Origin of the sequence: Roseburia rectibacter (assembly GCF_014287515.2) — a bacterium.
Lineage (GTDB): Bacteria > Bacillota > Clostridia > Lachnospirales > Lachnospiraceae > Roseburia > Roseburia rectibacter.
Genome location: NZ_CP092473.1, coordinates 1,932,928 through 1,953,886, shown reverse-complemented (window position 1 = coordinate 1,953,886; position 20,959 = coordinate 1,932,928). Strand labels below are relative to the sequence as shown.

Annotated in this window: 23 protein-coding genes; all 23 read right to left on the bottom strand. The window is 40.2% G+C overall.

The features are described 5' to 3' along the window. Nucleotides 1-11: 11 nt before the first annotated feature. The 23 genes from H8S51_RS09295 to H8S51_RS09185 all read right to left on the bottom strand — a co-directional run bounded on the left by H8S51_RS09295 (nucleotide 12) and on the right by H8S51_RS09185 (nucleotide 20,951). Nucleotides 12-632, bottom strand: coding sequence for a chemotaxis protein CheC (locus H8S51_RS09295; protein ID WP_117921809.1), 621 nt, complete (start codon nucleotides 630-632; stop codon nucleotides 12-14). Between the two features lie 81 nt (nucleotides 633-713). Beyond that, the gene (locus H8S51_RS09290) at nucleotides 714-1,160 is read right to left on the bottom strand and encodes a chemotaxis protein CheW (protein WP_006857472.1); all 447 of its coding nucleotides are present in this window, start codon (nucleotides 1,158-1,160) and stop codon (nucleotides 714-716) included. 15 nt (nucleotides 1,161-1,175) lie between these two features. After that, the gene (locus tag H8S51_RS09285) at nucleotides 1,176-3,293 is read right to left on the bottom strand and encodes a chemotaxis protein CheA (RefSeq protein WP_117921807.1); all 2,118 of its coding nucleotides are present in this window, start codon (nucleotides 3,291-3,293) and stop codon (nucleotides 1,176-1,178) included. A gap of 1 nt (nucleotide 3,294) precedes the next feature. Continuing rightward, complete coding sequence (locus H8S51_RS09280; RefSeq protein WP_186898846.1) at nucleotides 3,295-4,359, bottom strand: protein-glutamate methylesterase/protein-glutamine glutaminase; 1,065 nt, start codon at nucleotides 4,357-4,359, stop codon at nucleotides 3,295-3,297. Further along, on the bottom strand, nucleotides 4,356-5,117 hold the full coding sequence (locus H8S51_RS09275) for a flagellar brake protein (RefSeq protein ID WP_241070989.1): 762 nt from the start codon (nucleotides 5,115-5,117) through the stop codon (nucleotides 4,356-4,358). The genes H8S51_RS09280 and H8S51_RS09275 overlap by 4 nt, the downstream gene beginning before the upstream one ends. A gap of 12 nt (nucleotides 5,118-5,129) precedes the next feature. Beyond that, on the bottom strand, nucleotides 5,130-6,008 hold the full coding sequence (locus H8S51_RS09270) for a MinD/ParA family protein (RefSeq protein ID WP_117921801.1): 879 nt from the start codon (nucleotides 6,006-6,008) through the stop codon (nucleotides 5,130-5,132). Between the two features lie 4 nt (nucleotides 6,009-6,012). Then, the gene (gene flhF / locus H8S51_RS09265; RefSeq protein WP_117921799.1) at nucleotides 6,013-7,293 is read right to left on the bottom strand and encodes a flagellar biosynthesis protein FlhF; all 1,281 of its coding nucleotides are present in this window, start codon (nucleotides 7,291-7,293) and stop codon (nucleotides 6,013-6,015) included. Between the two features lies 1 nt (nucleotide 7,294). Next, nucleotides 7,295-9,340, bottom strand: a complete 2,046-nt coding sequence (flhA, locus tag H8S51_RS09260; RefSeq protein WP_186898847.1) for a flagellar biosynthesis protein FlhA — start codon at nucleotides 9,338-9,340, stop codon at nucleotides 7,295-7,297. After that, on the bottom strand, nucleotides 9,337-10,476 hold the full coding sequence (gene flhB / locus H8S51_RS09255; protein ID WP_006857478.1) for a flagellar biosynthesis protein FlhB: 1,140 nt from the start codon (nucleotides 10,474-10,476) through the stop codon (nucleotides 9,337-9,339). The genes flhA and flhB overlap by 4 nt, the downstream gene beginning before the upstream one ends. A 1-nt stretch (nucleotide 10,477) precedes the next feature. Beyond that, a complete protein-coding gene (fliR, locus tag H8S51_RS09250; RefSeq protein WP_015560457.1) occupies nucleotides 10,478-11,257 on the bottom strand; it encodes a flagellar biosynthetic protein FliR in 780 nt (259 codons plus the stop codon). Between the two features lie 8 nt (nucleotides 11,258-11,265). Next, nucleotides 11,266-11,535: a flagellar biosynthesis protein FliQ gene (fliQ, locus tag H8S51_RS09245; RefSeq protein ID WP_006857480.1), complete on the bottom strand. Its 270-nt coding sequence runs from the start codon at nucleotides 11,533-11,535 to the stop codon at nucleotides 11,266-11,268. 83 nt (nucleotides 11,536-11,618) lie between these two features. Beyond that, a complete protein-coding gene (gene fliP / locus H8S51_RS09240; RefSeq protein ID WP_117921792.1) occupies nucleotides 11,619-12,518 on the bottom strand; it encodes a flagellar type III secretion system pore protein FliP in 900 nt (299 codons plus the stop codon). Between the two features lie 7 nt (nucleotides 12,519-12,525). Beyond that, entirely contained in the window at nucleotides 12,526-12,897 is a 372-nt protein-coding gene (locus H8S51_RS09235) for a flagellar biosynthetic protein FliO (RefSeq protein WP_022112313.1), read from the bottom strand. Nucleotide 12,898: 1 nt separating this feature from the next. Next, a complete protein-coding gene (locus H8S51_RS09230) occupies nucleotides 12,899-13,258 on the bottom strand; it encodes a response regulator (protein ID WP_006857482.1) in 360 nt (119 codons plus the stop codon). Between the two features lie 38 nt (nucleotides 13,259-13,296). Continuing rightward, nucleotides 13,297-14,475 carry a flagellar motor switch phosphatase FliY gene (gene fliY / locus H8S51_RS09225; protein ID WP_186898848.1) on the bottom strand — a complete coding sequence of 393 codons (1,179 nt, stop codon included), beginning with the start codon at nucleotides 14,473-14,475 and terminating at the stop codon, nucleotides 13,297-13,299. Nucleotide 14,476: 1 nt separating this feature from the next. Further along, complete coding sequence (gene fliM, locus H8S51_RS09220) at nucleotides 14,477-15,457, bottom strand: flagellar motor switch protein FliM (protein ID WP_006857484.1); 981 nt, start codon at nucleotides 15,455-15,457, stop codon at nucleotides 14,477-14,479. 31 nt (nucleotides 15,458-15,488) lie between these two features. Beyond that, nucleotides 15,489-16,016 carry a flagellar basal body-associated FliL family protein gene (locus tag H8S51_RS09215; RefSeq protein WP_015520437.1) on the bottom strand — a complete coding sequence of 176 codons (528 nt, stop codon included), beginning with the start codon at nucleotides 16,014-16,016 and terminating at the stop codon, nucleotides 15,489-15,491. Nucleotides 16,017-16,032: 16 nt separating this feature from the next. After that, on the bottom strand, nucleotides 16,033-16,836 hold the full coding sequence (locus H8S51_RS09210) for an OmpA/MotB family protein (protein ID WP_082425117.1): 804 nt from the start codon (nucleotides 16,834-16,836) through the stop codon (nucleotides 16,033-16,035). Further along, nucleotides 16,836-17,630, bottom strand: a complete 795-nt coding sequence (locus H8S51_RS09205; protein WP_256451914.1) for a motility protein A — start codon at nucleotides 17,628-17,630, stop codon at nucleotides 16,836-16,838. The genes H8S51_RS09210 and H8S51_RS09205 overlap by 1 nt, the downstream gene beginning before the upstream one ends. A 54-nt stretch (nucleotides 17,631-17,684) precedes the next feature. Beyond that, nucleotides 17,685-17,888 carry a flagellar FlbD family protein gene (locus H8S51_RS09200; RefSeq protein WP_006857488.1) on the bottom strand — a complete coding sequence of 68 codons (204 nt, stop codon included), beginning with the start codon at nucleotides 17,886-17,888 and terminating at the stop codon, nucleotides 17,685-17,687. A 162-nt stretch (nucleotides 17,889-18,050) separates the two neighbouring features. Beyond that, nucleotides 18,051-19,706: a flagellar hook protein FlgE gene (locus H8S51_RS09195; protein ID WP_186898849.1), complete on the bottom strand. Its 1,656-nt coding sequence runs from the start codon at nucleotides 19,704-19,706 to the stop codon at nucleotides 18,051-18,053. Between the two features lie 80 nt (nucleotides 19,707-19,786). After that, nucleotides 19,787-20,182, bottom strand: a complete 396-nt coding sequence (locus tag H8S51_RS09190; protein WP_015560452.1) for a TIGR02530 family flagellar biosynthesis protein — start codon at nucleotides 20,180-20,182, stop codon at nucleotides 19,787-19,789. A gap of 25 nt (nucleotides 20,183-20,207) precedes the next feature. Beyond that, nucleotides 20,208-20,951 carry a flagellar hook assembly protein FlgD gene (locus H8S51_RS09185; RefSeq protein ID WP_186898850.1) on the bottom strand — a complete coding sequence of 248 codons (744 nt, stop codon included), beginning with the start codon at nucleotides 20,949-20,951 and terminating at the stop codon, nucleotides 20,208-20,210. Between the last annotated feature and the right edge of the window lie 8 nt (nucleotides 20,952-20,959).

The following is a 20,959-nucleotide window of genomic DNA, read 5'->3' as shown; positions in this document are numbered from 1 at the left end:
TATCCTTCTCCTTACAGTGAGATTCCAAGTGACGTTAATATCTTTTCATAGGACCCCTGCTCTGGCATCAATATAAAATATCCATTGATTGCCACGTCCGCACAGATCTCAGTCTGAATCAACAGTGCATTATCACCAAACTGTCCAAACTCAATGGCCGGCACACTTAAGATAGAAGCTGCCATATCTACGGCAATATAAGGAACAGACGGAGAAATCACAAGATTCGTCATAGAAGAAAGGGCTGACAGATAAGAACCTGCAATAATATTTCCTATTTCTTTTAACGCAGATAATTCCATTTCATCAAATGGTTTATCTGCCGGCACATCTTCCATCATCAGTTTGTTAACAAGATAACGTGCCGATGGAATATCTACCAGAAACATCATACTACCTTCGATGTCATTCAGCACCTCTAAGAAAATGCCAACAATTGTTTCATCCTCCGCTCCGACAGCCGTTCCTAATTTTGAAACTTCCATCAGTTTTACGTTCGGGACATTCATGTCGATTTTCATGCCAAGCATATTTGCAATTGCGGTAGTTGCATTTCCTGCACCGATATTACCAATCTCTTTTAAGACATCGAGATACATATTATTTACGTCTTCCAACGTTAAATTTCCCATGAATTGCTGATTCTCCTCTCATTTTGCACATCAGATAAAGATCCGGTGGGATTTTATGTTTCATAAAACCCCACCTTTTCATTAATTATTTTCCTCTACAAGTGCATTGATCTCAAGCAGGGAAATCAGCTGATCTCCATGCTTTCCGATTCCATTGATAAATCTTCCTTTGTTAGAAACTTTATCAATTTCATCTTCACTTAAATTTACAACTTCTCTTACTTCATCTACGATGACACCTAAAGAAGCATTTTCCTCTAATTTTAAGATAATGATTCTGCTTGCATTTGTCAGCACATCATCTTCAAGTCCCATTTTTTTGCGTACACTCATAACCGGAACAACCTCACCACGAAGATTGATCACACCTTTAAAATATGTCTGTACTTTCGGAACTCTTGTAATTTTCTGCATGCGGACAATGTTATCAATATAGCTGATATCAATTCCATACTGTTCACTGCCCACCATGACAACGATATATTGTTTGGATTCTTTTTCCGTTGTTTCAAGATTATTATTTGCCATGCTAAGTACCCTCCATTACATTAACGTATTCACATCTAAGATCAATGCAACTTCGCCATCTCCGAGGATGGTTGCACCACTGATCAGCTTGTTATTGTCAATGTATTTTCCAAGTGACTTGATTACGATCTCCTGCTGTCCGATCAGGTTATCAACTACAAGACCCGCCATGCTGTCACCTTTCGTTACAATAACAACGGTCAGGCTTTCCGGTTCTTCCCTTGGCTCAAGATCAAGCACTTTATCGAGCCGTACTAATGGGATAACCTTGCCACGCAGATGAATTACTTCCTGTGCCTCCACATACTTGATATCCTTAACCGGAATATCCTCAATATTGGAGATGGAACCAAGTGCGATCGCATATTTTTCATCTCTTACCTCTACCATCAGAGCCTGGATAATTGCAAGAGTAAGCGGCAGACGTACTGTAAAAGTTGTACCCTCACCCATTGCTGTCTTAACTTCAACATCACCGCCTAATGCTTCAATGTTGGATTTTACTACATCAAGTCCAACACCTCGTCCTGAGATATCGGTAATTTTTTTGGACATTGAGAAACTTGGAAGGAACAGGATATTGATAATATCTTTCTGGCTCATGCTCTCAGCCTGTTCTTCTGTAATAATGCCTCTCTCGATTGCTTTATCACGTACTGCAGCCACATCAATACCGGCACCGTCATCTCCGACCTGGATGATGACATTATTGCCTTCCTGGAATGCATTTAAGAAAATGCTTCCCACTTCCGGTTTACCGAGAGCAATACGTGTTTCGTTATCCTCAAGACCATGGTCAGCAGAGTTACGCAGTAAGTGCTGCAGAGGATCACCGATCTGGTCAACAACCGTACGGTCAAGCTCTGTATCCTCACCAGTCATGTAAAGCTCCATCTTTTTGTCCAGCTTTCTTGACAGGTCACGGATCATTCGAGGGAATTTATTTACAACGCTCTCGATTGGAACCATTCGAACTTTCATAACCGACTCATGAAGATTGGTTGTAATACGCTCAAGATATTCAATCTGCTCATGATAAGTCTGATTCTGGAAATCACCGGACTCTGTGGAGCCAATCGCAACAAGACTGTTCTTTGCAATAATAAGCTCTGATACCTGGTTCATTAATGCATCCAGTTTTTCAATATCAACACGTACCGTTCTGTTTGTAACTGGTTTTGCAACAGTCTGTTTTTTATTATTCTGTGCTGCCGGAGCCTTCGCCGGTGCTGCTTTTACTTCCGGAGCCGGTGCTGTCTCTGCCTGAACCGGTGTCTCATTCTTTGCTGCCTCTTCTGCTGCAGCCTTTTCTGCCTGTGCCTGTTTTTCTGCAAGCACGTCACATTTTACCTCTTCGCCGACTACTTTTTCAATTTCAGATACAGACTGTGCTGCCTGTAAAATTTTATCGAATGCTTCCTCGGATGCGATAAAGAAACTGAAATCATTTTCAAAATGCTCGTCCTCAATTTCCTGAGATGTCGGGTTGTATACAAGAATCTGTCCAAACTCTTCTACAGCCTTAAACACCAAAAACGCACGTGCTGCCTTTAAGAGACATTCTTTCTGAATATATACGGTCATTCCATAAATATGTAAACCATTATTCTCAGCCTCTTTTAACTTTGTACGGTCTGTCTCGTTCAGTTCAAATTCAAAATACTTCTTTTCACCATTCTTAGCTGCTTCATCTGTATTTTCTTCTTTTGGTGCCGGAGCAGCTTCTTCTGCTTTTTTCTCAGCATTCTCTTCACCGGCGATAAAATCATTCAATTCTTTGATGATCAGTTCATTATCTTCTGTTCCCTCGTCAGAACTTGCTTTTACATTGTTCAGATAGCTTTCAATGGCATCTAAGCATTTAAAAAGAAGATCGATCATATTACTGTTAACTTTAACTTTATCACTTCTGACTTCCTGAAAAACATTTTCCATATCATGGGTCAGTCGCTGCATGCGCTTAAATCCCATGGTACCTGCCATACCCTTTAAGGAATGGGCTGCACGGAAAATTTCATTTATAGTATCCATATTTTCCGGTTCTTTTTCAAGTTCCATAATGCAGTCACTTAAAGTCTGCAGATGTTCTTCTGTTTCATCAATAAAAATCTCAAGATATTGGCTTACATCCATATTACTGTACCCCCACATTCTTTGTTATTGTTTGAGCAACCTGTGTAAGAGGAACCACTTCATTTACCAGTCCGGTTTCAGCAATCGACTTAGGCATTCCGTATACCACACAAGTCTCGGCATTCTGCGATATCACATATACCGGCTTACTCTTTGCTAAGGATTTTATTCCCTTGGTACCATCTGCTCCCATACCGGTCAGTACAACACACACTATCTGATCATATCCACAGGTTCGCAACGAATCATAAGTAATGTCTGCACACGGTTTTAATCCGCCGATAGGAGGCAATTCATCATTGAGTCTGATTTTATGGCTTCCGTCAGGACTTTTCTTTATTTCCATATGCTTTCCGCCGGGAGCAATATATATCGTTCCCTTTTTGAGCACATCTCCATCTTCCGCCTCTTTGACATGTATGTCACTGACTTCGTTCAGTCTGTCTGCCATGGATTTTGTAAATCCTGCAGGCATATGCTGCACTAAAACCATTGGTGCATCCAGATTTTTAGGAAGATATGGAATCACACTCTGAAGAGCTTTCGGACCTCCCGTCGAACATGCCAATGCAACTAATTTATTTCTGCTTCGAACCGGCTCTGTGTTTCTGCGCAAGACTACTTTTTCCGGTGTTGCAGCCGATTTGCTGCCCAAAGCCATCTTCTGTGTTTTTAAAACTGCATTCAGCACTCCAAGAAGTTTACCCTTAAATGCTTCACCTTTTGCCTCGATCACATTCGTCGGCTTCGGCACAAAATCAACTGCCCCCCGTTCCATGGCAAGCATGGTAACTTCGGCATCCTTTGTAGTCGTAGTACTGACCATGATGACCGTAGCACGGATTTTTTCTTTTTGAAGCTGCTCTAATAAAGCAAGTCCATCCATCCGCGGCATATTAACATCCAATACCACACCGTCATATCTTTTTGCTCTTAATTTTTCAAGTGCATCCAGACCGTCTCTGCAGGTATCGATTGCCTGAAATGTTTCATCCGAATTAATAATATCACAGATCACCCTTCTCATGAGTGCAGAGTCATCAACAACAAGAATATTTTTTTTCATTTTTTTATCCTCTCACTGCCATTTTGCTGACGCATTCTTCTCTCTTCTTCGAAGATGTAACGAATAATTTCTTCCCTTACACGATCATTCTTGATACTGAATTTTGCACGCGACATAAATCCATATTCCGCCGCTGATTCTATTTTACCTGATTCTATCACATTTGCAACAATATAATACTGATTATCCATTGTCTGGCTCTTCAGCCTTAATTCTGCCAATATCCACGTACCAGGTTTCTGCTCCTGTTCTGTTGTAAAACGGATTCCTCCGCCACTTAAATCCATGATTTTTCCTTTTCGTTCTTTCTCATAAAAGTGTTCATCACGGATTTCTGAAAAAATAGCCTCCACACTGTCAAGCATAGCCTGTTCAGCCGTCAGTTCATAATATTTAAAATCGAGCAGACACGGAAATCTGAAGTATTCTCTCCGTTGAAATTTTTCCGGCTGGGATTTCAATTCCATCTCAAGCATATATATATTGTCTTTTTTATATCGTTCTTTTACCTGACCAACGGCTCGATACAGTGACTCGCGTGAGAAAAACACGAGTTCATAGCGGACACCAAGCTGTAATAATACCAGTTTACCCGCCTCCATTGGCATTGCTATCTCCATATTCCCATTTGAACAGAAATCAAGTACTTTACTCTTATATGTTTTAACAGTGACATCCGTTTTTTCTGCCTGTTCAACTTCCTGAAGAACACGGATATCAATCTTATCGCCTATACGTATAATGTCTGAAACCTTCATATCCATTCCTCCTTAGTATTTCTGCCACCAGAAATCTGAAAACATTCTGGCAATTCCCAACCGTTTATCCGGTATTTTCTGTTCCTGTAAAATCAGATTCGCTGCCATAGTTTCAAATGCTCTTGCTGACTTTGCCATCGGTGCATTCAGTGAAACAGGTTTCTGCTGTCTTACCGAACGTTCCAGCATGTGATCCTGAGGAATCATCCCAAGATAATTCACAGAACCATCCAGAAACTGTTCTACTACAGAATTCAATTTTTCATATACCTGCTGTCCCTCTTCATTAGATACCACACGGTTTGATACGATCCGGATATCTGTCTGTTCGCGTGAAAATAAAGGGTTATGATATAATGCTTTAAGCAATGAATAGGAATCGGTCAAAGAACTCGGTTCAGGAGTTGTTACAACAAGAACTTCCGGACTCGCCATGACAAACTCCATAACCTGATTTGATATCCCCGCTCCTGTATCGATCAGGATCACATCTGCATACTGATCTAATTCAGATAAACCACGGATCAGATATCTGATCTGTTCGTCTGCCAGCTGGTTCATACATAAGACCCCTGCTCCACCTGAGATAAATCCAATCCCCATAGGACCTTCTGTTATGATTTCTGTCATACTCTTTCTCTGGAACAGAAAATCTCCCAGATTATAACGGGGAACTGCTCCAAACATAACCTCAACATTGGCAAGTCCAAAATCAGCATCAAAAATCAGTACTTTCTTTCCTAATTTACTAATCTGCACAGCAAGATTCACTGCAACATTCGATTTTCCAACTCCACCTTTTCCACTCGTCACGGTAATCACACGTGCATCCAGTTTCCGGCTCTGATTTTTTACTTTAATTACATTTCTGAGATTTTGAGCCTGATCCATATCATTATCTGCCTCCCAGAAGTTGTTTTACTATTTTTTGTGTATTAAATTCCTCTATATCATCCGGCACATTCTGTCCGTTTGTCATGTAGGAAAGCGGTGCTCCCGAATACATCTTGATGTTGTAAATATTACCATAAGCCTCAGTTTCATCCAATTTGGTAAATATCAGCTTGTAATCGGCAATCTCTTTATAACGGTCAGCAATTTCCAGAAGATCTTTATACTTAGTTGTCGCACTGACTACCAGATATACCTCTCTTTCATATGCTTCATCAAGTCCCGCAAGCATTTTTTTCATATCATTGCACTGCTCATCATTTTTGTGGGAAAAACCTGCCGTATCTACAAAAATGAGATCATATTCACTGACTCTTTCAATCGCGGCATTCATCTCCTCGGAAGAATAAATGATGCTCATCGGTGCATCTAAGATATTGGCATACACCCGAAGCTGCTCCGTAGCAGCAATACGATAAGTATCCGCTGTCAGGAACGCAATCTTCATCCCCATCTCAAGTTTATACTTAGAGGCAATCTTGGCAATCGTTGTTGTCTTTCCCACACCTGTCGGGCCAACAAAGAAAATAATTCTCGGTTTTTTACCGGTAACACAGATTGTATCCGGCTGTCCTAATTTTAAGATCATTTTCTGGTACACATTTGACAATATCACATCCACGCTGCTTCCACTGTGCATCACTTTCTCTGCTTCGTCTAAAATCTGGTTGACATACTTTTCGTTTACCTCATTTTCCAGCAGCGTTCTGTAAAGCATTTTTATGAACTGCAATCCCTCCGGGTTCACAACCTGATGTTCTTTTTCTTCTTCCTTTACTTCCTTCTGTCTGCTTTCCTCAGCAGACAGCTGTTTTTCCAGTATATTAGAAAGATTTTCGAGTCTTTTCTCCAATCCATCTTTTGCATGCAGCTCTGATGCATGCAGCTCTGGTGCATGCAGTTCCGGTGCACTTGTAAGACGTCCTGACAGGATATCCTGTGTTCTGTCATTTGAGAACTCTTTTGGACTGATTTTCTCATCTGCTGCAAGATTTAATGTTTTAACTGTTTTTGCCGCCAGATCGGCAACCTGTCTTGGATCTACAAAATCATCTTTCTCTTCTTTTGCTGCTGTAACCTCAAACACGGAACTTTTCCAGGCCTTAAACATACCTGTCGGTTTGATCTCCTTAACATTCATCACAACCGCGCCTTCGCCAAGCTCCTGTTTTGCTTTTTCAATTGCTTCTTCTTTCGTTTTTCCCTGATACTTATTTATGGTCATTTCACTTGTCACCGTCCCTGCTGATTATCCCTACTGACTGTAATTCTACATTAGACTCAATTTCATTATATGAAACCACGATCAAGTCCTTAAAATAATCTTCCGTTAATTTTTTAAAGTACATTCGTACAATCGGAGATGTGATCACAATTGGAGTTTTACCCATGTTTTCAAGTTTTGTCACTTCATTCTGTACAGAATTCATAATTGCTTTTGTTGTCTCCGGATCAAGTGTGAGATATGCACCCTGCTCCGTCTGTTTTACGGAAGCCATAATTTCCTGCTCAACCTTCGGATCAAGTGTAATGACACTGGTTGTTTCATTTGCAGGGAAATACTTGCTGGAAATCGCTCTCTTTAAACTCTGACGTACATACTCCGTCAATACATCCGTATCTCTTGTTGTTGCTGCATGATCGGCAAGCGTTTCAAAAATTGTCAGAAGATCCCGGATTGAAATTCCCTCATCCAGCAGATTCTGTAATACCTTCTGAACCTCGCCAAGTCCAAGCATTTTAGGAATCAGCTCGTCCACTAATACCGGATTGCTCTCTTTCAGATTATTGACAAGATTCTGCACATCCTGTCTGGTAAGCAGCTCTGCAATATGTGACCGGATCACCTCCGTCAGATGTGTTGCAATGATCGATGGCGGATCAACAACTGTGTAACCAAGGCTCTCTGCACGTTCACGCTGACTTTCCGTGATCCAGATAGCAGGGAGATGAAATGAAGGTTCAAACGTAGGAATACCTGTGATCTCTTCCTCCACATATCCTGGATTCATTGCCATATAGTGATCAAAAAGGATTTCTCCCTCTGTTACCTGCACACCTTTGATCTTAATGATATACTGGTTCGGATTTAGCTGAATATTATCTCTCAAACGAATAATCGGTACGATAGTACCAAGTTCAAGAGCAATCTGCCGTCGTATCATAACAACACGATCCAACAGATCTCCTCCCTGGTTTACATCGGCTAATGGAATAATACCATATCCAAATTCAAGTTCAATCGGATCAACCTGAAGAAGCGACACAACATTCTCTGGTTTTCGTATCTCTTCCGCTTCCGTCTCCGCCGTATTGACTTCTTCCTCTATGCTCTCAATACCGATATTCTTATCTACCTGTCGTCCTGCAATAATAAAAGTTGCTCCAAATGCAAGAAACAGCAAAGTATTCAACGGAGTTGCGATTCCTAGTACCGCTAAGGTGGTACCTACAATATATAATACTTTTGGGATTCCAAATAACTGACTGACAAGAATATTGGAAAAGTCAGCTTCCTTAGATGCCTTCGTCACAAGAATACCAGTTGCAAGCGATATCAGAAGTGAAGGAATCTGTGAAGATAATCCATCACCGATCGTAAGCACACCATAATGTTCAATGGCTTCCTGAAAACTCATTCCACCTCGCAGTATACCCATGATAGTTCCACCTGCAAGGTTTACAAACGTGATGATAAGACCAGCAGCTGCATCTCCTTTTACATACTTGGTAGCACCATCCATGGAACCAAAGAATGCGGACTCTTCCTGAATCTTATTTCTTCGCTCTCTCGCCTGTTTTTCCGTAATCGCTCCGGTATTTAAATCAGCATCGATTGCCATCTGTTTACCAGGCATCGCATCAAGTGTAAATCTCGCTGTAACCTCAGCAACACGTTCAGAACCTTTATTAATGACAACAAACTGGATGATAACCAGAATGATAAATACGATGGCACCGACGATCAGGTCACCGCCACCAACAAATTGACCGAATGTCTGTACAACATTACCCGGGGCACCAGTGGTTAAGATCAGTCGTGTTGAAGATACATTCAGGGAAATTCGAAAAATTGTTGTAAACAAAAGTAATGTTGGAAAAAAAGACATATCCAGTACTTCTTTTACAAACAATGTATTAAAAAGAACAATCAATGCGATTGAAATGTTCAGTGCCAGCATAACGTCGAGTAAATTGGAACTGATTGGCACTATAAAAAAGATGACTGCAGCCAGTAGATACAGTGCAACACCTATGTCAGCTTTCTTCATGACCTCTCCTCCCTGTTTCTCAGATTATATACCATAGCAAGAATTTCCGCTACTGCCTGATACAATTCCGGCGGTATTTCTGCCCCTATATCTACATTCGCATATAACATTCTTGCCAACGGTTTATTTTCAACAATTTCAATGTGGTTTTCCTTTGCTTTTTCACGAATTTTCTGTGCAAGATAATCTTCTCCTTTTGCAATAACGATCGGAGCTCTTGACACCTCGGCATCATATTTGATTGCAACTGCCAGGTGTGTCGGGTTCGTAATAACCACATCTGCCTTTGGTACATCCTGCATCATACGCCTTTGAGAAGCTTCTCTCATACGCTGTCTCTGTCTTCCTTTGATCTCAGGATTTCCCTCAGTATTTTTATACTCATCCTTTAATTCCTGCTTGGTCATCTTCATATCTTCATTGAAACGATGTTTCTGATAAACAAAATCTGCAATTCCGACCACCAGATAAACAAGGCTGATTTTAAAACCTGCATTAATGATAACATTCCCGCATAATACAACTGCCTGATTCAGCGGTATGTCATATAAAATAAAAATATCATTTGCCTCACCCTTTATGGATGTATAAGCAACATATATGATCAAACCTATTTTTAAAATAGATTTAAGCAGCTCAAATAATGAATCTTTTGAAAAAATACGTTTAAATCCATTGATCGGATTAAATTTATCCCCCTTAGGTTTTAACGGCTTAGCCGTGACTTTCCACCCTACCTGAAGGATACTTACAAGGGCTGTCACCGCAACACCAAACACAAAAAACGGGGCAGCCATCTTGAACATTTCTATATACACATTATGTAAAAACGAAGTAATCTCCTTTGTAGATGATTCCATCGCATTAACACTTACAAAATCAGGCATCAGCTTATATACATAATAAAAAACTTCCAAAAAGCCATTGCCAATTAACGAAATAAAAACCTTCAACACGAGGAACAATACTATCAGATCAAATGCTGCGGTAAGTTCCTTACTCTTTGCAACCTTACCATCCTCTCGTGCTTCTCTTAACTTCTTTTCTGTTGCCGGCTCTGTTTTTTCCCCTCCGGGTCCATCTTTTGCGAACCACTGAAGGTCATATGCAAATAGTAATCTGTCTTTCCATTCCACCTTAGTACATTCCCTCTATAAATAAAACCATCATCTTTTTCATTTCGGTAAATATAAAACTGGCGATTCCAGGCAAAAGTGAAATTGTAAGAAATAAAACTCCAAAACCAACCAGTATTTTCATCTGCATACCAACTGCAAACATATTCATCTGTGGTGCAACCTTTGCCAGAATACCAAGAATACAGTTTAAAATCATCATACAGGCAAATATTGGAAGAAAGATCCTGAAACCTATTACAAACAGATCTGTCATATACTGTGTTATAGAACCCGCAAGTGAATCCCAGTTAAAGATCTGACCATTGATTGGGACTACGGTAAAAGAATCTACCACAGCCTGTAAAATCACATGATGCATATCTGTTGCAATCAAAAGAAGAAGTATAAAATAATTGTACAGGTTTCCGGTAATTGTTACCTGCGTATTCATTGTCGGGTCAAATTCAGTCACCATGGATAATCCAATATCCATATCAATAATATTTCCCGCAAATAAAATAATGGAATTACAAATGTTTGCAGCAAACCCTATCAGCAACCCTGTAATTCCTTCTTTTAACACTATTATCGCATACCCAATCAAACCTGTATACTCGATTGCTGTCTTATCAACAAAACCATACACCAGAAGTGCAACAAAAAAAGAAAAACCTATCTTTGCCTGCGAGGGCGCATTTTTTGTTCCAAAAAAAGGTGCAATATAGACAAAACAGGATATGCGAACCAATATTAATATCAGTATTTCAAAATTAGCCAATGAAAACGTATATTCTAACATAGATCGTCCTAACCGAGATACATACTAAAATTCGACCATAATGTCGTCACGAATTCTGTCAGATTTGTCAAAATCCATGATCCAAAAATCATAAGTCCGACAAATACTGCAATAATTTTAGGAACAAACGTCAGCGTCTGCTCCTGAATAGATGTAACCGTCTGGAAAATACTGACAATCAAACCAACAACCAGTGAAATGATCAACATTGGAGCCGAACAGATTATAATCGTATAAATTGCTTCTTTTGCTACATCAAGTACCTGTCCTTCTGTCATTTTGTTCTCACCTCTTTGCTATCTATATACATTTTAATCTGTATCTATAACAGAATGCACATTCTTCGAACATTCTGTTATCATCAATAAAACGTCTTTACTACGCTTCCTATTACAAGATTCCATCCATCCGCCAGTATAAACAGTAATATTTTAAACGGCAAAGAGATTGTTGTCGGTGGAAGCATCATCATACCCATCGACATAAGCACGGATGCAACTACCATATCAATTACAATAAACGGGATATATATAACAAATCCCATAATGAACGCCTGTCTCAGTTCTCCGATTATAAATGATGGAATCATAATTGTCATCGGAATCGCATCATATGCACTCTGCCCGGATTCCTCATATTCCTTTTCCAGTGCAGCACTGTCAATATCATAACTGTCACCAGCCATATCCACGAAAAGCTTGACATCCTTTCGCTGTACCTGTCCATACATAAACTGGCGAATCGGCACTTCCGCTTCTTTTAATGCCTTTTCTATGGTAATATCTCCATTATCCAGTGGCTGGATTGCATTCTCATTGATCTGCTGAAACGTCGGCCACATGATAAAAAATGTCAAAAACAATGCCAGTCCAATCAAAATCTGGTTTGGCGGTGCCGTCTGTGTTCCAATTGCCGTTCTTAAAAAATGAAGTACAATTACAATTCTGGTATACGATGTAAGCATAATCAAAAGCGATGGTGACACTGCAATAATTGTCAGTAACAATAATGCACGTACTTCTGAAGCAACCCCCGCCTCATCATTATTTATCGAGATGGACAGACCACCTTTGCTGTCTGACTCACTACCTGAACCTGTGCTGGTATTCGCTGCTGTATTATCCAGCGAATCAATGCTGTCCGGATCCATGGAAGCTGCATAAACAGTCGTTCTGTTTTGTGAGGCAAACAACACTGCCACAAACACTGCTATTGCAAATATTAATGACAGTATACAATATGTCTTTTTTAATTTTGTCATAATTCCATCAATCCTGCTTTTTCGGAAAATGATCTTTCAGTCTACTAAATATCTCCTGAAAATTTTCCTGTGAATTTTTCATATCATCCGATGTCTGGACTGATAACTGATCTTCTGTAAGTTCCGCAATTTTGGTTACTTCATCCTTACCCACAGCGATTACAAAATACTGTTCTCCTGCCTTAACAAGCTGTAAAAATTTACCATTTGCAATCCGGATTGTTTCGAGAACCATAAGATTTCCTTTGGACATTTGTATTTTTTGAAAACCACCTACCCACTTTGTCGTGAAGTAGGTAATAATCAAAACAAACACAAATATGATCAGTACTCCAATCAGCTGCATCAGACTTCGAAAAGAAGCGCTTAATAAAATCATACTAACCCACTACTTTTTTTACTGCCTCAAGTACACGCTCAGCCTGGAATGGCTTCACAATAAAATCCTTTGCTCCTGACTGAATTGCTTCAATAACCATAGCCTGCTGTCCCATTGCAGAACACATGATAACATTTGCATTTGCATCAATCTCTTTGATCTTCTTTAATGCCTGGATACCATCCATATCCGGCATAGTAATATCCATTAATACCAGATCCGGTTTTGCTTCAGGATATTTCTCCACTGCAATAGCACCATTTTCAGCCTCCGCTGCAATCTCATAACCATTCTTTGTAAGAATGTCCTTAATCATCATTCTCATAAATGCAGCATCATCACAAATCATAACCTTAGCCATAATTTTCTCTCCTATCTTTAACTCTTCTTTTTTGTTTTTTATTTTATAATTTCAGTAATTCGTATACCATAGCTTTCTTCTATTACTACTACCTCGCCTTTGGCTACGAATTTACCATTTACCAGAACATCAATCGGTTCTCCGGCAATCCTGTTTAATTCTATAATGGTTCCCGGTGTAAAATCAAGTATTTCTTTAATTGATTTGGAAGTTCTTCCAAGTTCTACCGTAACTTCAAGTGGTACATCCATAATCAAATCAATATTTTCCGGTTGAAAATTCCCCGGTACTGCTCCAGTAAATGCCTGGAATTGTGCCGGCTGTACATTTACCTGCTGTTGTCCATACATCTGCGACATCTCCTGACCCATCATTGATTGTCCCATCATCGGCTGACCCATCATTGGCTGCCCCATCATCGGCTGTCCCATCATTGGCTGCTGTGCTGCCATCTGAGGTTGTGGCTGCGGTGCAGGTGTCGGCTGAGCTGCCGGTGTACTCTGGGTGTTCTCTTTTTCACTCATTCCTGCAGTGGAATTACTGTCTTCTTCCATATTGCTTGTTACATTTGTACACATTTCTTTTGCAAAAGAAACAGGATATAACTGCATGATCTCACTATCAACAAGATCACCAATCTCTAACCGGAATGAAATTTTTACAAATTCACCTGCAAGGAACTCATCAATCTGACTCTCATCAATTGTCTGTTGCAAATCTATCAGATCTGCACTTGGCGGGCTGATATCAATTACCTTGTTCAGCATGGAAGACAATGATGTTGCTGCCGAGCCCATCATCTGGTTCATTGCCTCGCTGATTGCACTCAGGTGAAGTTCTCCAAGTTCTCCATCCGTATTTGTTCCATCACCGCCCATCATCAGGTCCGTGATAACTTTTACATCATGTTCCTTTAACACAAGGATATTGCTTCCATCTAATCCCACGGTATACGCAATTCGTATAAATACACATGGCTTTTCATATGCGTCACATATATCACTCCAGTTTGCAAACGCAACCACTGGGGTGGAAATCTCAACCTTACGGTTTACCAGTGAAAACAGTGTAGTTGCCGCTGTTCCCATACTGATATTCGAGATCTCACCGATCGCATCTTTTTCCTGTTCTGTCAATGTATTTTCCGGATTTTCATCTGTACCTGAAGGATTGTTCAGTAAAGCATTGATTTCTTCCTGTGACATCGTTCCATCCATCTTACTGCTCCTCCCTAATCACTGATGTAATTCTTACTGCATAGTCATCACCGGTTTCTCCCGGCAGAGCAGTAAATTTTTTTATACTTCCAACAAAGACACTCAGTTCCTGATCAACCTTCGTATCCAGCCGGATAATATCTCCTACCTGCAGTCCCAAAAAATCATTTACTGAAATGGAACTGTTACCAAGTACAGCTTTGATCGGCATTGGTGCTTTTGAAATAAGTGCCTCGATCGTTTCTGTATACTGTTGTTCATCTTTTTCCTGCAGACTCGAATACCAGTATTTGGTATTCAGTTTGTCCATAATACTCTCTAAAGTCAGATATGGAAGGCATACATTCAGTAATCCCTCCACATCGCCAATCTTAACATTGAGCGTTACCAGAGCTATCATCTCCGTCGGCGATATAATCTGTGCGAACTGCGAATTCGTCTCAATACGCTCTAACCGGGGTTCTAACTCACATACATTCTCCCACGGCTCCACTAAAAGATCTACTGCCACATTAAATATCCGCTCAATGATCAGCAATTCTATCTCCGAGAAATCCCTCGGTTTATCCAGAGGCACTCCCTTTCCACCTAACATTCTGTCTACTACAACATATCCAAGATTTTGTGCCATCTCAATGACAATGCTTCCATTCAATGGAGATGCATTTACAATTCCAAGTAATACAGGATTCGATAACGCATTTGAAAATTCTGAATATGTAACTGCTTCTGAGTTCATCACCTCAACCTGAACATTTTTCCGTAAATAAACAGGAAGATTGGTTGACAAGAGTCTTCCGTAATGTTCAAAGATAATCTCCAGCGTTCGCAGATGTTCCTTTGAAAACTTTGCAGGACGGGCAAAATCATAATTTTTGACCTGTTTTTTATCTTCATCTTTCATTTCATCTACATCAAGTTCACCACTGCTTAACGCTTTGAGCAAACTATCTATCTCATTTTGAGATAAGACTTCACCCATTCTTTCTCACCACCTAACACAATATTTGGGTCTATTCCGTCTGAACGCTTGAGAAGTTTACACCAACGATGAAGTCTGAACCTCCAAACATATCCTGCATTGATTTTAATATATCGTCTTTTACATTCTGATAGCCATTTGCATCAAACTCATCTAATGTATATCCATTTACGATCGTGTTGATCTCACTCTGGATAATTGTTTCTTTTGCAGCAAGCCCTTCCGATCCCCCATAAGTCTTATATCCGTCACTCTTGGTATTCAAAGACAGACTGACTGAAAATACAGCATAGTGTTGTTTGCCATCATCGCTCTGTTTTAAATTCACGGTAAATCCATCAGTGATCGCATAAGTCTCAACATCTTCAATCGGCACCTCCGGTGTAGCCGGCGTATTTTCTCCACTCTGAAGTTCCAGATTAATAGCAGAGCATACCTGATCGATCAGCTGATTCGATTTTTTTGTCTGCGGAATAATCGTGAACACAAGAATTGCAGTTAAAATAAGATTTGCTAAAACCAGTGCCAGAATAATTACGGTTATCAAATTCTTTTTCATAATGCTACCTTCCTGTTCAATTAAAATCTGAACTATAAGAATTATATATTTTTATAATAACGCGGCGGTTTCTTGCTCTTCCCTCCTGCGTTGTATTATCTGCAACAGGTACATACTCACCTCTTCCAGATGCCTTCAAATGTGCGGGCTCCACTGTTGTAATATCTCTTAGATAATCTGTAACCGCCCGTGCCCTGTAAAATGAAAGCACATCATTATCTTCATATTTTGCAGAATGAATCGGCACGTTATCCGTGTGTCCCTCTACTTCTATGATATTATCCTGATAAGGTTCGATCAGCTTACCCAGCTTATCAATCAGCGGATACGCCTCTGATCGGATTTCAGCATGCCCGGAGTCAAACAAAAGAGCTCCATTCATATTGAGCATGACATACTGTGCATTGAAATCAACTTCCACCTGATCCTGGATTCCATATCTTGCAATGGCATCCTCCAGCTGTTCAGACATTTTTTCTGATTCTTCCAGTGCCTGTTCTTTATATTCTTCCACTACATCATTCTCTTCGTCTGTTTCCTGATCCGTTTCAGAGTTCGCTTTGTCTTTATAATAAGAATCTAACATTTCAAGCTGGCTCACACCGGATGATATCAGAGTTCCATCTCCAATAGAAGATCCTCCATTGGGAAGAATACTAAATGTATTCTGAAAGGAAGCCACCATTTTTTCAAACTTTTCTGCATCTACCGTTGACATAGAGAATAACAATACAAAGAAACATAACAGTAGGTTCATCAGATCTGCAAATGTATTCATCCATGCCGGTGATCCTTTTGGTTCATCAGGCTTTCTTTTCACTATTCTTCACCTCCAGCCTCGCTTTCCTGCGCTGTATTACGCGCCGAAGGTGCAAGGAATGATTTCAGTTTTTCTTCTATAACACGCGGATTCTCTCCTGCCTGGATCGACAGAATACCTTCCACGGAAATTTCCTTCATCATCATTTCATTATCATTATTCAGTTTTAACTTACCTGCAATCGGGTTACATAACCAGTTTGCAAGTAATGAACCATACAATGTTGTAACAAGCGCCGTTGCCATCGCCGGTCCGATTGTGGATGCATCTTCCATGTTCTGCAACATGAGGATCAATCCGATCAGGGTACCGATCATACCCCAGGCAGGACCTAATTCAGCCCATTTCTCCCAGACAGCAATTTTAGCTTTATGTCTGCTCTCAACGCAGGCTAAGTCAGTCTCCATGATTCCTCTTACCAGTTCCGGATCTGTACCATCTACAACAAGCATAATTCCTTTTTTCAGAAAATCATCTTCAATCCCGTTTGCTGCTTCTTCCAATGCCAGAAGTCCTTCTTTTCTCGCAGTATTCGACAGTGAGATAATCTGGTTGATGACAACTGCCGGATCCTGAACCTCATCCTTAAAAATCAGCTTTATTGACTTTATACCATTGATAAAATCTGCCAATTTAAAAGATGCGAGCGTACCTGCAATGGAACCTCCTATTGTAATAATGAATGATGCCGTATCCCACATGGAGTGTAAACTTGCAACACCTCCGTTGGAAAGTACACCAAACACAAACATTACAACGCCTAATAACATACCTACTATTGATGCTATATCCACTTTTTCCACCTACCATCCTTGATTTTTCAGATTATAAAATCCCATCCGTGGGACTTATTCTTCTCTTAAAAGGCCATTTGTAAAAATATCCCTTTTGTATGATTTTACTAAATTTTTGACCTCTTGTCTACTTTCTTTTACAATAAACTTTTTACCTGTTGTAAGAGAAATAACTGTATCCGGGGTCTCCTCCACCGTTTCAATCAGATCCGAATTGATTAATACTGTTGTTCCATTCAATCGTGTCACTTCGATCATAAAGTAATCATTCCTCCATTATTAATCAACAGTTTTTATTGTGACCGGTCCATTTTAAAACCGGCCACAATGTTCAGTATAACATATGTAACTGTCTGTGTAAAACATGTTTCGACATTTCAGAACAGGTTTTACCTAAATATTATATTTTTTTACATTACATTAACGTTTCAGGTTAACCAGTTCCTCTAACAGTGTATCGGATGTTGTGATGATACGGGAGTTTGCCTGGAAACCACGCTGTGTGATGATCATCTGTGTAAACTCTGTAGATAAATCTACGTTAGACATCTCAAGTTCTCCGGATGTCATAGAACTTCCGTCTGCGGATATCTCTACACCGATTCCATCAAACTCACCGGAGTTTAATGTTGTACGGTAGCAGTTCTCTCCTACTTTTTCAAGACCGGATGCATTTGCGAACTGTGCTACTGCGATCTGTCCGAGGATTTCTGTATTACCATTATCATAAGTACCTTTGATAAGACCATTGTTGTCGATGGAAATACCGATCATGGCACCTAATTTCTTTCCTTTTCCTGTCACACCATCATCTATAGATCCTGTAGACATAACCGCTGTGGATTTACCACCGTTGTTTGCATCTTTCAGTCCCGAAAAATCAATGGTAATATCATCAAACTGGGTCGGATTGTTTCCAAGTTTACTCATATTAAGTGTAACTGTGTTTGTCTTATTGTTTGACGTTCTTGCACCGACTCCTGTAAATGTACCATCTTTTGTACTGAAGTCGATTGCATAATCCGTTACATCTCCGGTGATCGTCAGTGTTCCATTTGTGACTGTAGCATTTGCCTTATTACCTGTAATCTTGGCAACCATTGCATTCGAAATTCCATATACCTGTTTCAGGCTGTGTGTAGTTGCTGGAGTTTGTCCATCCGTAAAAGAATTTGTTGCCGGATTCCAAGAGATTTCTGTACCGTTTGCATCACTTCCTACATAGAATTTATCGTTAGCAGAATCATAGTAATAACCACTCTGAACCTGGCTGTATGTTCCAAGTGTAGCATTCGTTGTTTTTGCTCCAAATATATCACTCAGATCAACATTGCTGGTTTCCGGATCATAGAACGTTGTTCCGTCACTGTTTAAGATTTTTTCCAGTTCCACCGTGTATTTACCATCTGTTCCGGTAGATTTCATTGCAAAACGTGCTGTATAGGAATAACCGAGATTATCAAAAAAAGTCAGTGTTTTGACAAGTCCTTTGTCTGACAATACATCCTTATCATTTTTATCAATAATACCGGAAACATTTGCCTGTGTGGTTGCCTCCGGAGGAGATGTCAGGTTGGATGTCTGCATGACACGAAGTGCAGATACGGTATCCTTCTTGATATTTCCTGTTGTCGGATCTACCTGCCATCCCATAACTGTATAACCGGTGGATGTCATACATAAGTTACCGGCACCATCTACATAGAAAGAACCGGCTCTGGTAAACAGGTTCTCAGAACCGTTGTTAACTACAAAAAAGTTTGTCGTAGACTGGTCTGATAAACGGATATCGAATGCACGTCCGGTTGTTTCAGCCGCACCGGAAGTTGTGATGCTTAAGTTTGTTGCACCGGTCGTAACACCAAGACCGATCTGTTTTGCATTCACACCACCGGTACCTGTTGCTGCGTTCGCACCGGATGCATTACTTGTCATCTGATATAAAACATCCTGAAATACAACTGAGGATGATTTAAAAGCTACTGTGTTTACGTTGGCGATATTGTTACCAATAACGTCCATTTTTGTCTGATGTGTCTTAAGACCTGACACAGCAGAGTACATTGATCTCATCATAGTTGAAATTGACCTCCTAAGTTCTTTTGTGCTGCCTTCCCTTCTGTCATTCCGGGAATCTAGCCTCCATTTCGGTCCGGCTACGTGATCACAGCACCATCAATATTGGTATAAATATTATCATCGGACTCTGTCCGGTCCATTGCTGTAACGACTGTCCTGTTCGGAACATTTACGATAAAAGCGAGTGAATCAACAATTACTAACGATTCTCTGATTCCCTTTTCACCAGCCTTAAAAACGCCTGTCTCAAGTCGTTCATTCTGTTCCTCTGACAGATTGATATTACGATCCATCAGGCGCATCGTGGCATGCTTGGAAAATTTGAGTGTCCCACCTGCTTTTGCATCCTGCTTCTGCTTTAAAATATCTTCAAAGGAGACACCGCTCGAAGTTACCGCATCCGTGCTTTTCCGAGTCAGATACTGGTCAGTTACCTGCTCAATGGAAGCAAACTGGTTACTGATCTTATTCATAATCGCATTTCCCTTCTGTCAGATATCAGGTTTTATCTGTATCTGTCTTTGTGTCTGTTGTTGTATCTGTTCCTGTTGTCGTATCTGTTTTTGTATCTGTATCTGTTTTTGTACCTGTCGATGATGAAGTACTTTTATACCAGTCTTTTCCTGCAAGTTTTTCCATCTGTGCAAGCAGTTCCTGATATTTTTTCAAAGTATCTGTATCGATCTTTGACTGCTGATAAGAATTCAGATTATCGTAATATGTCTTTAAATTCTTGACATCATCTTTGTCACTTAATGTAAGCTGTGCTGCATTCGGCAATTTAGCAACCGCTGCTGCAAACGTCTTAGCAAGTGTCTCTGCCTCCATGTATTCGGTATCTGCAACCTGATATACATCAGAAAGTGAATATAACACCCCATTTACACAGATCTTCTGCTCACCGTTTTCTTTCTGTACATAATCAACAAATCCCTCTGTTGCTGTTGTTTCTCCAGTCGAAGATGTTGTCTTGATAATAACATATTTTCCAACAAGTGCATTTGCATTGCTGCTCTCGATTGTACTCTGCATACCAAGTGTTGCTTCCATCTGTGAAAATGTAGCAAGCTGTGCAACATACTCCGTATTGCTGGTAGGCTCTAACGGATCCTGATACTGCATCTCTGCACATAACAGCTGTAAGAACTGGTCATAGCCAAGGTCATTGCTGGTATCCGATTTGCTTGTAGTACTGGTATCCTTTGGTATTTTTCCGTCTTCAACGGGCTGAATTAATGCCATTTTTTTCT

What these genes read in the sequence shown, in the direction of transcription:
- H8S51_RS09295 (WP_117921809.1), bottom strand. Translation starts at nt 632, where the DNA reads ATGGGAAATTTAACGTTGGAAGACGTAAATAATATGTATCTCGATGTC.
- H8S51_RS09290 (WP_006857472.1), bottom strand. Translation starts at nt 1,160, where the DNA reads ATGGCAAATAATAATCTTGAAACAACGGAAAAAGAATCCAAACAATAT.
- H8S51_RS09285 (WP_117921807.1), bottom strand. Translation starts at nt 3,293, where the DNA reads ATGGATGTAAGCCAATATCTTGAGATTTTTATTGATGAAACAGAAGAA.
- H8S51_RS09280 (WP_186898846.1), bottom strand. Translation starts at nt 4,359, where the DNA reads ATGAAAAAAAATATTCTTGTTGTTGATGACTCTGCACTCATGAGAAGG.
- H8S51_RS09275 (WP_241070989.1), bottom strand. Translation starts at nt 5,117, where the DNA reads ATGAAGGTTTCAGACATTATACGTATAGGCGATAAGATTGATATCCGT.
- H8S51_RS09270 (WP_117921801.1), bottom strand. Translation starts at nt 6,008, where the DNA reads ATGGATCAGGCTCAAAATCTCAGAAATGTAATTAAAGTAAAAAATCAG.
- flhF (WP_117921799.1), bottom strand. Translation starts at nt 7,293, where the DNA reads ATGACCATAAATAAGTATCAGGGAAAAACGAAAGAAGAAGCAATTGAA.
- flhA (WP_186898847.1), bottom strand. Translation starts at nt 9,340, where the DNA reads ATGAAGAAAGCTGACATAGGTGTTGCACTGTATCTACTGGCTGCAGTC.
- fliR (WP_015560457.1), bottom strand. Translation starts at nt 11,257, where the DNA reads ATGTTAGAATATACGTTTTCATTGGCTAATTTTGAAATACTGATATTA.
- fliQ (WP_006857480.1), bottom strand. Translation starts at nt 11,535, where the DNA reads ATGACAGAAGGACAGGTACTTGATGTAGCAAAAGAAGCAATTTATACG.
- fliP (WP_117921792.1), bottom strand. Translation starts at nt 12,518, where the DNA reads ATGACAAAATTAAAAAAGACATATTGTATACTGTCATTAATATTTGCA.
- H8S51_RS09235 (WP_022112313.1), bottom strand. Translation starts at nt 12,897, where the DNA reads ATGATTTTATTAAGCGCTTCTTTTCGAAGTCTGATGCAGCTGATTGGA.
- H8S51_RS09230 (WP_006857482.1), bottom strand. Translation starts at nt 13,258, where the DNA reads ATGGCTAAGGTTATGATTTGTGATGATGCTGCATTTATGAGAATGATG.
- fliY (WP_186898848.1), bottom strand. Translation starts at nt 14,475, where the DNA reads ATGGATGGAACGATGTCACAGGAAGAAATCAATGCTTTACTGAACAAT.
- fliM (WP_006857484.1), bottom strand. Translation starts at nt 15,457, where the DNA reads ATGGGTGAAGTCTTATCTCAAAATGAGATAGATAGTTTGCTCAAAGCG.
- H8S51_RS09215 (WP_015520437.1), bottom strand. Translation starts at nt 16,016, where the DNA reads ATGAAAAAGAATTTGATAACCGTAATTATTCTGGCACTGGTTTTAGCA.
- H8S51_RS09200 (WP_006857488.1), bottom strand. Translation starts at nt 17,888, where the DNA reads ATGATCGAAGTGACACGATTGAATGGAACAACAGTATTAATCAATTCG.
- H8S51_RS09195 (WP_186898849.1), bottom strand. Translation starts at nt 19,706, where the DNA reads ATGATGAGATCAATGTACTCTGCTGTGTCAGGTCTTAAGACACATCAG.
- H8S51_RS09190 (WP_015560452.1), bottom strand. Translation starts at nt 20,182, where the DNA reads ATGAATAAGATCAGTAACCAGTTTGCTTCCATTGAGCAGGTAACTGAC.
- H8S51_RS09185 (WP_186898850.1), bottom strand. Translation starts at nt 20,951, where the DNA reads ATGGCATTAATTCAGCCCGTTGAAGACGGAAAAATACCAAAGGATACC.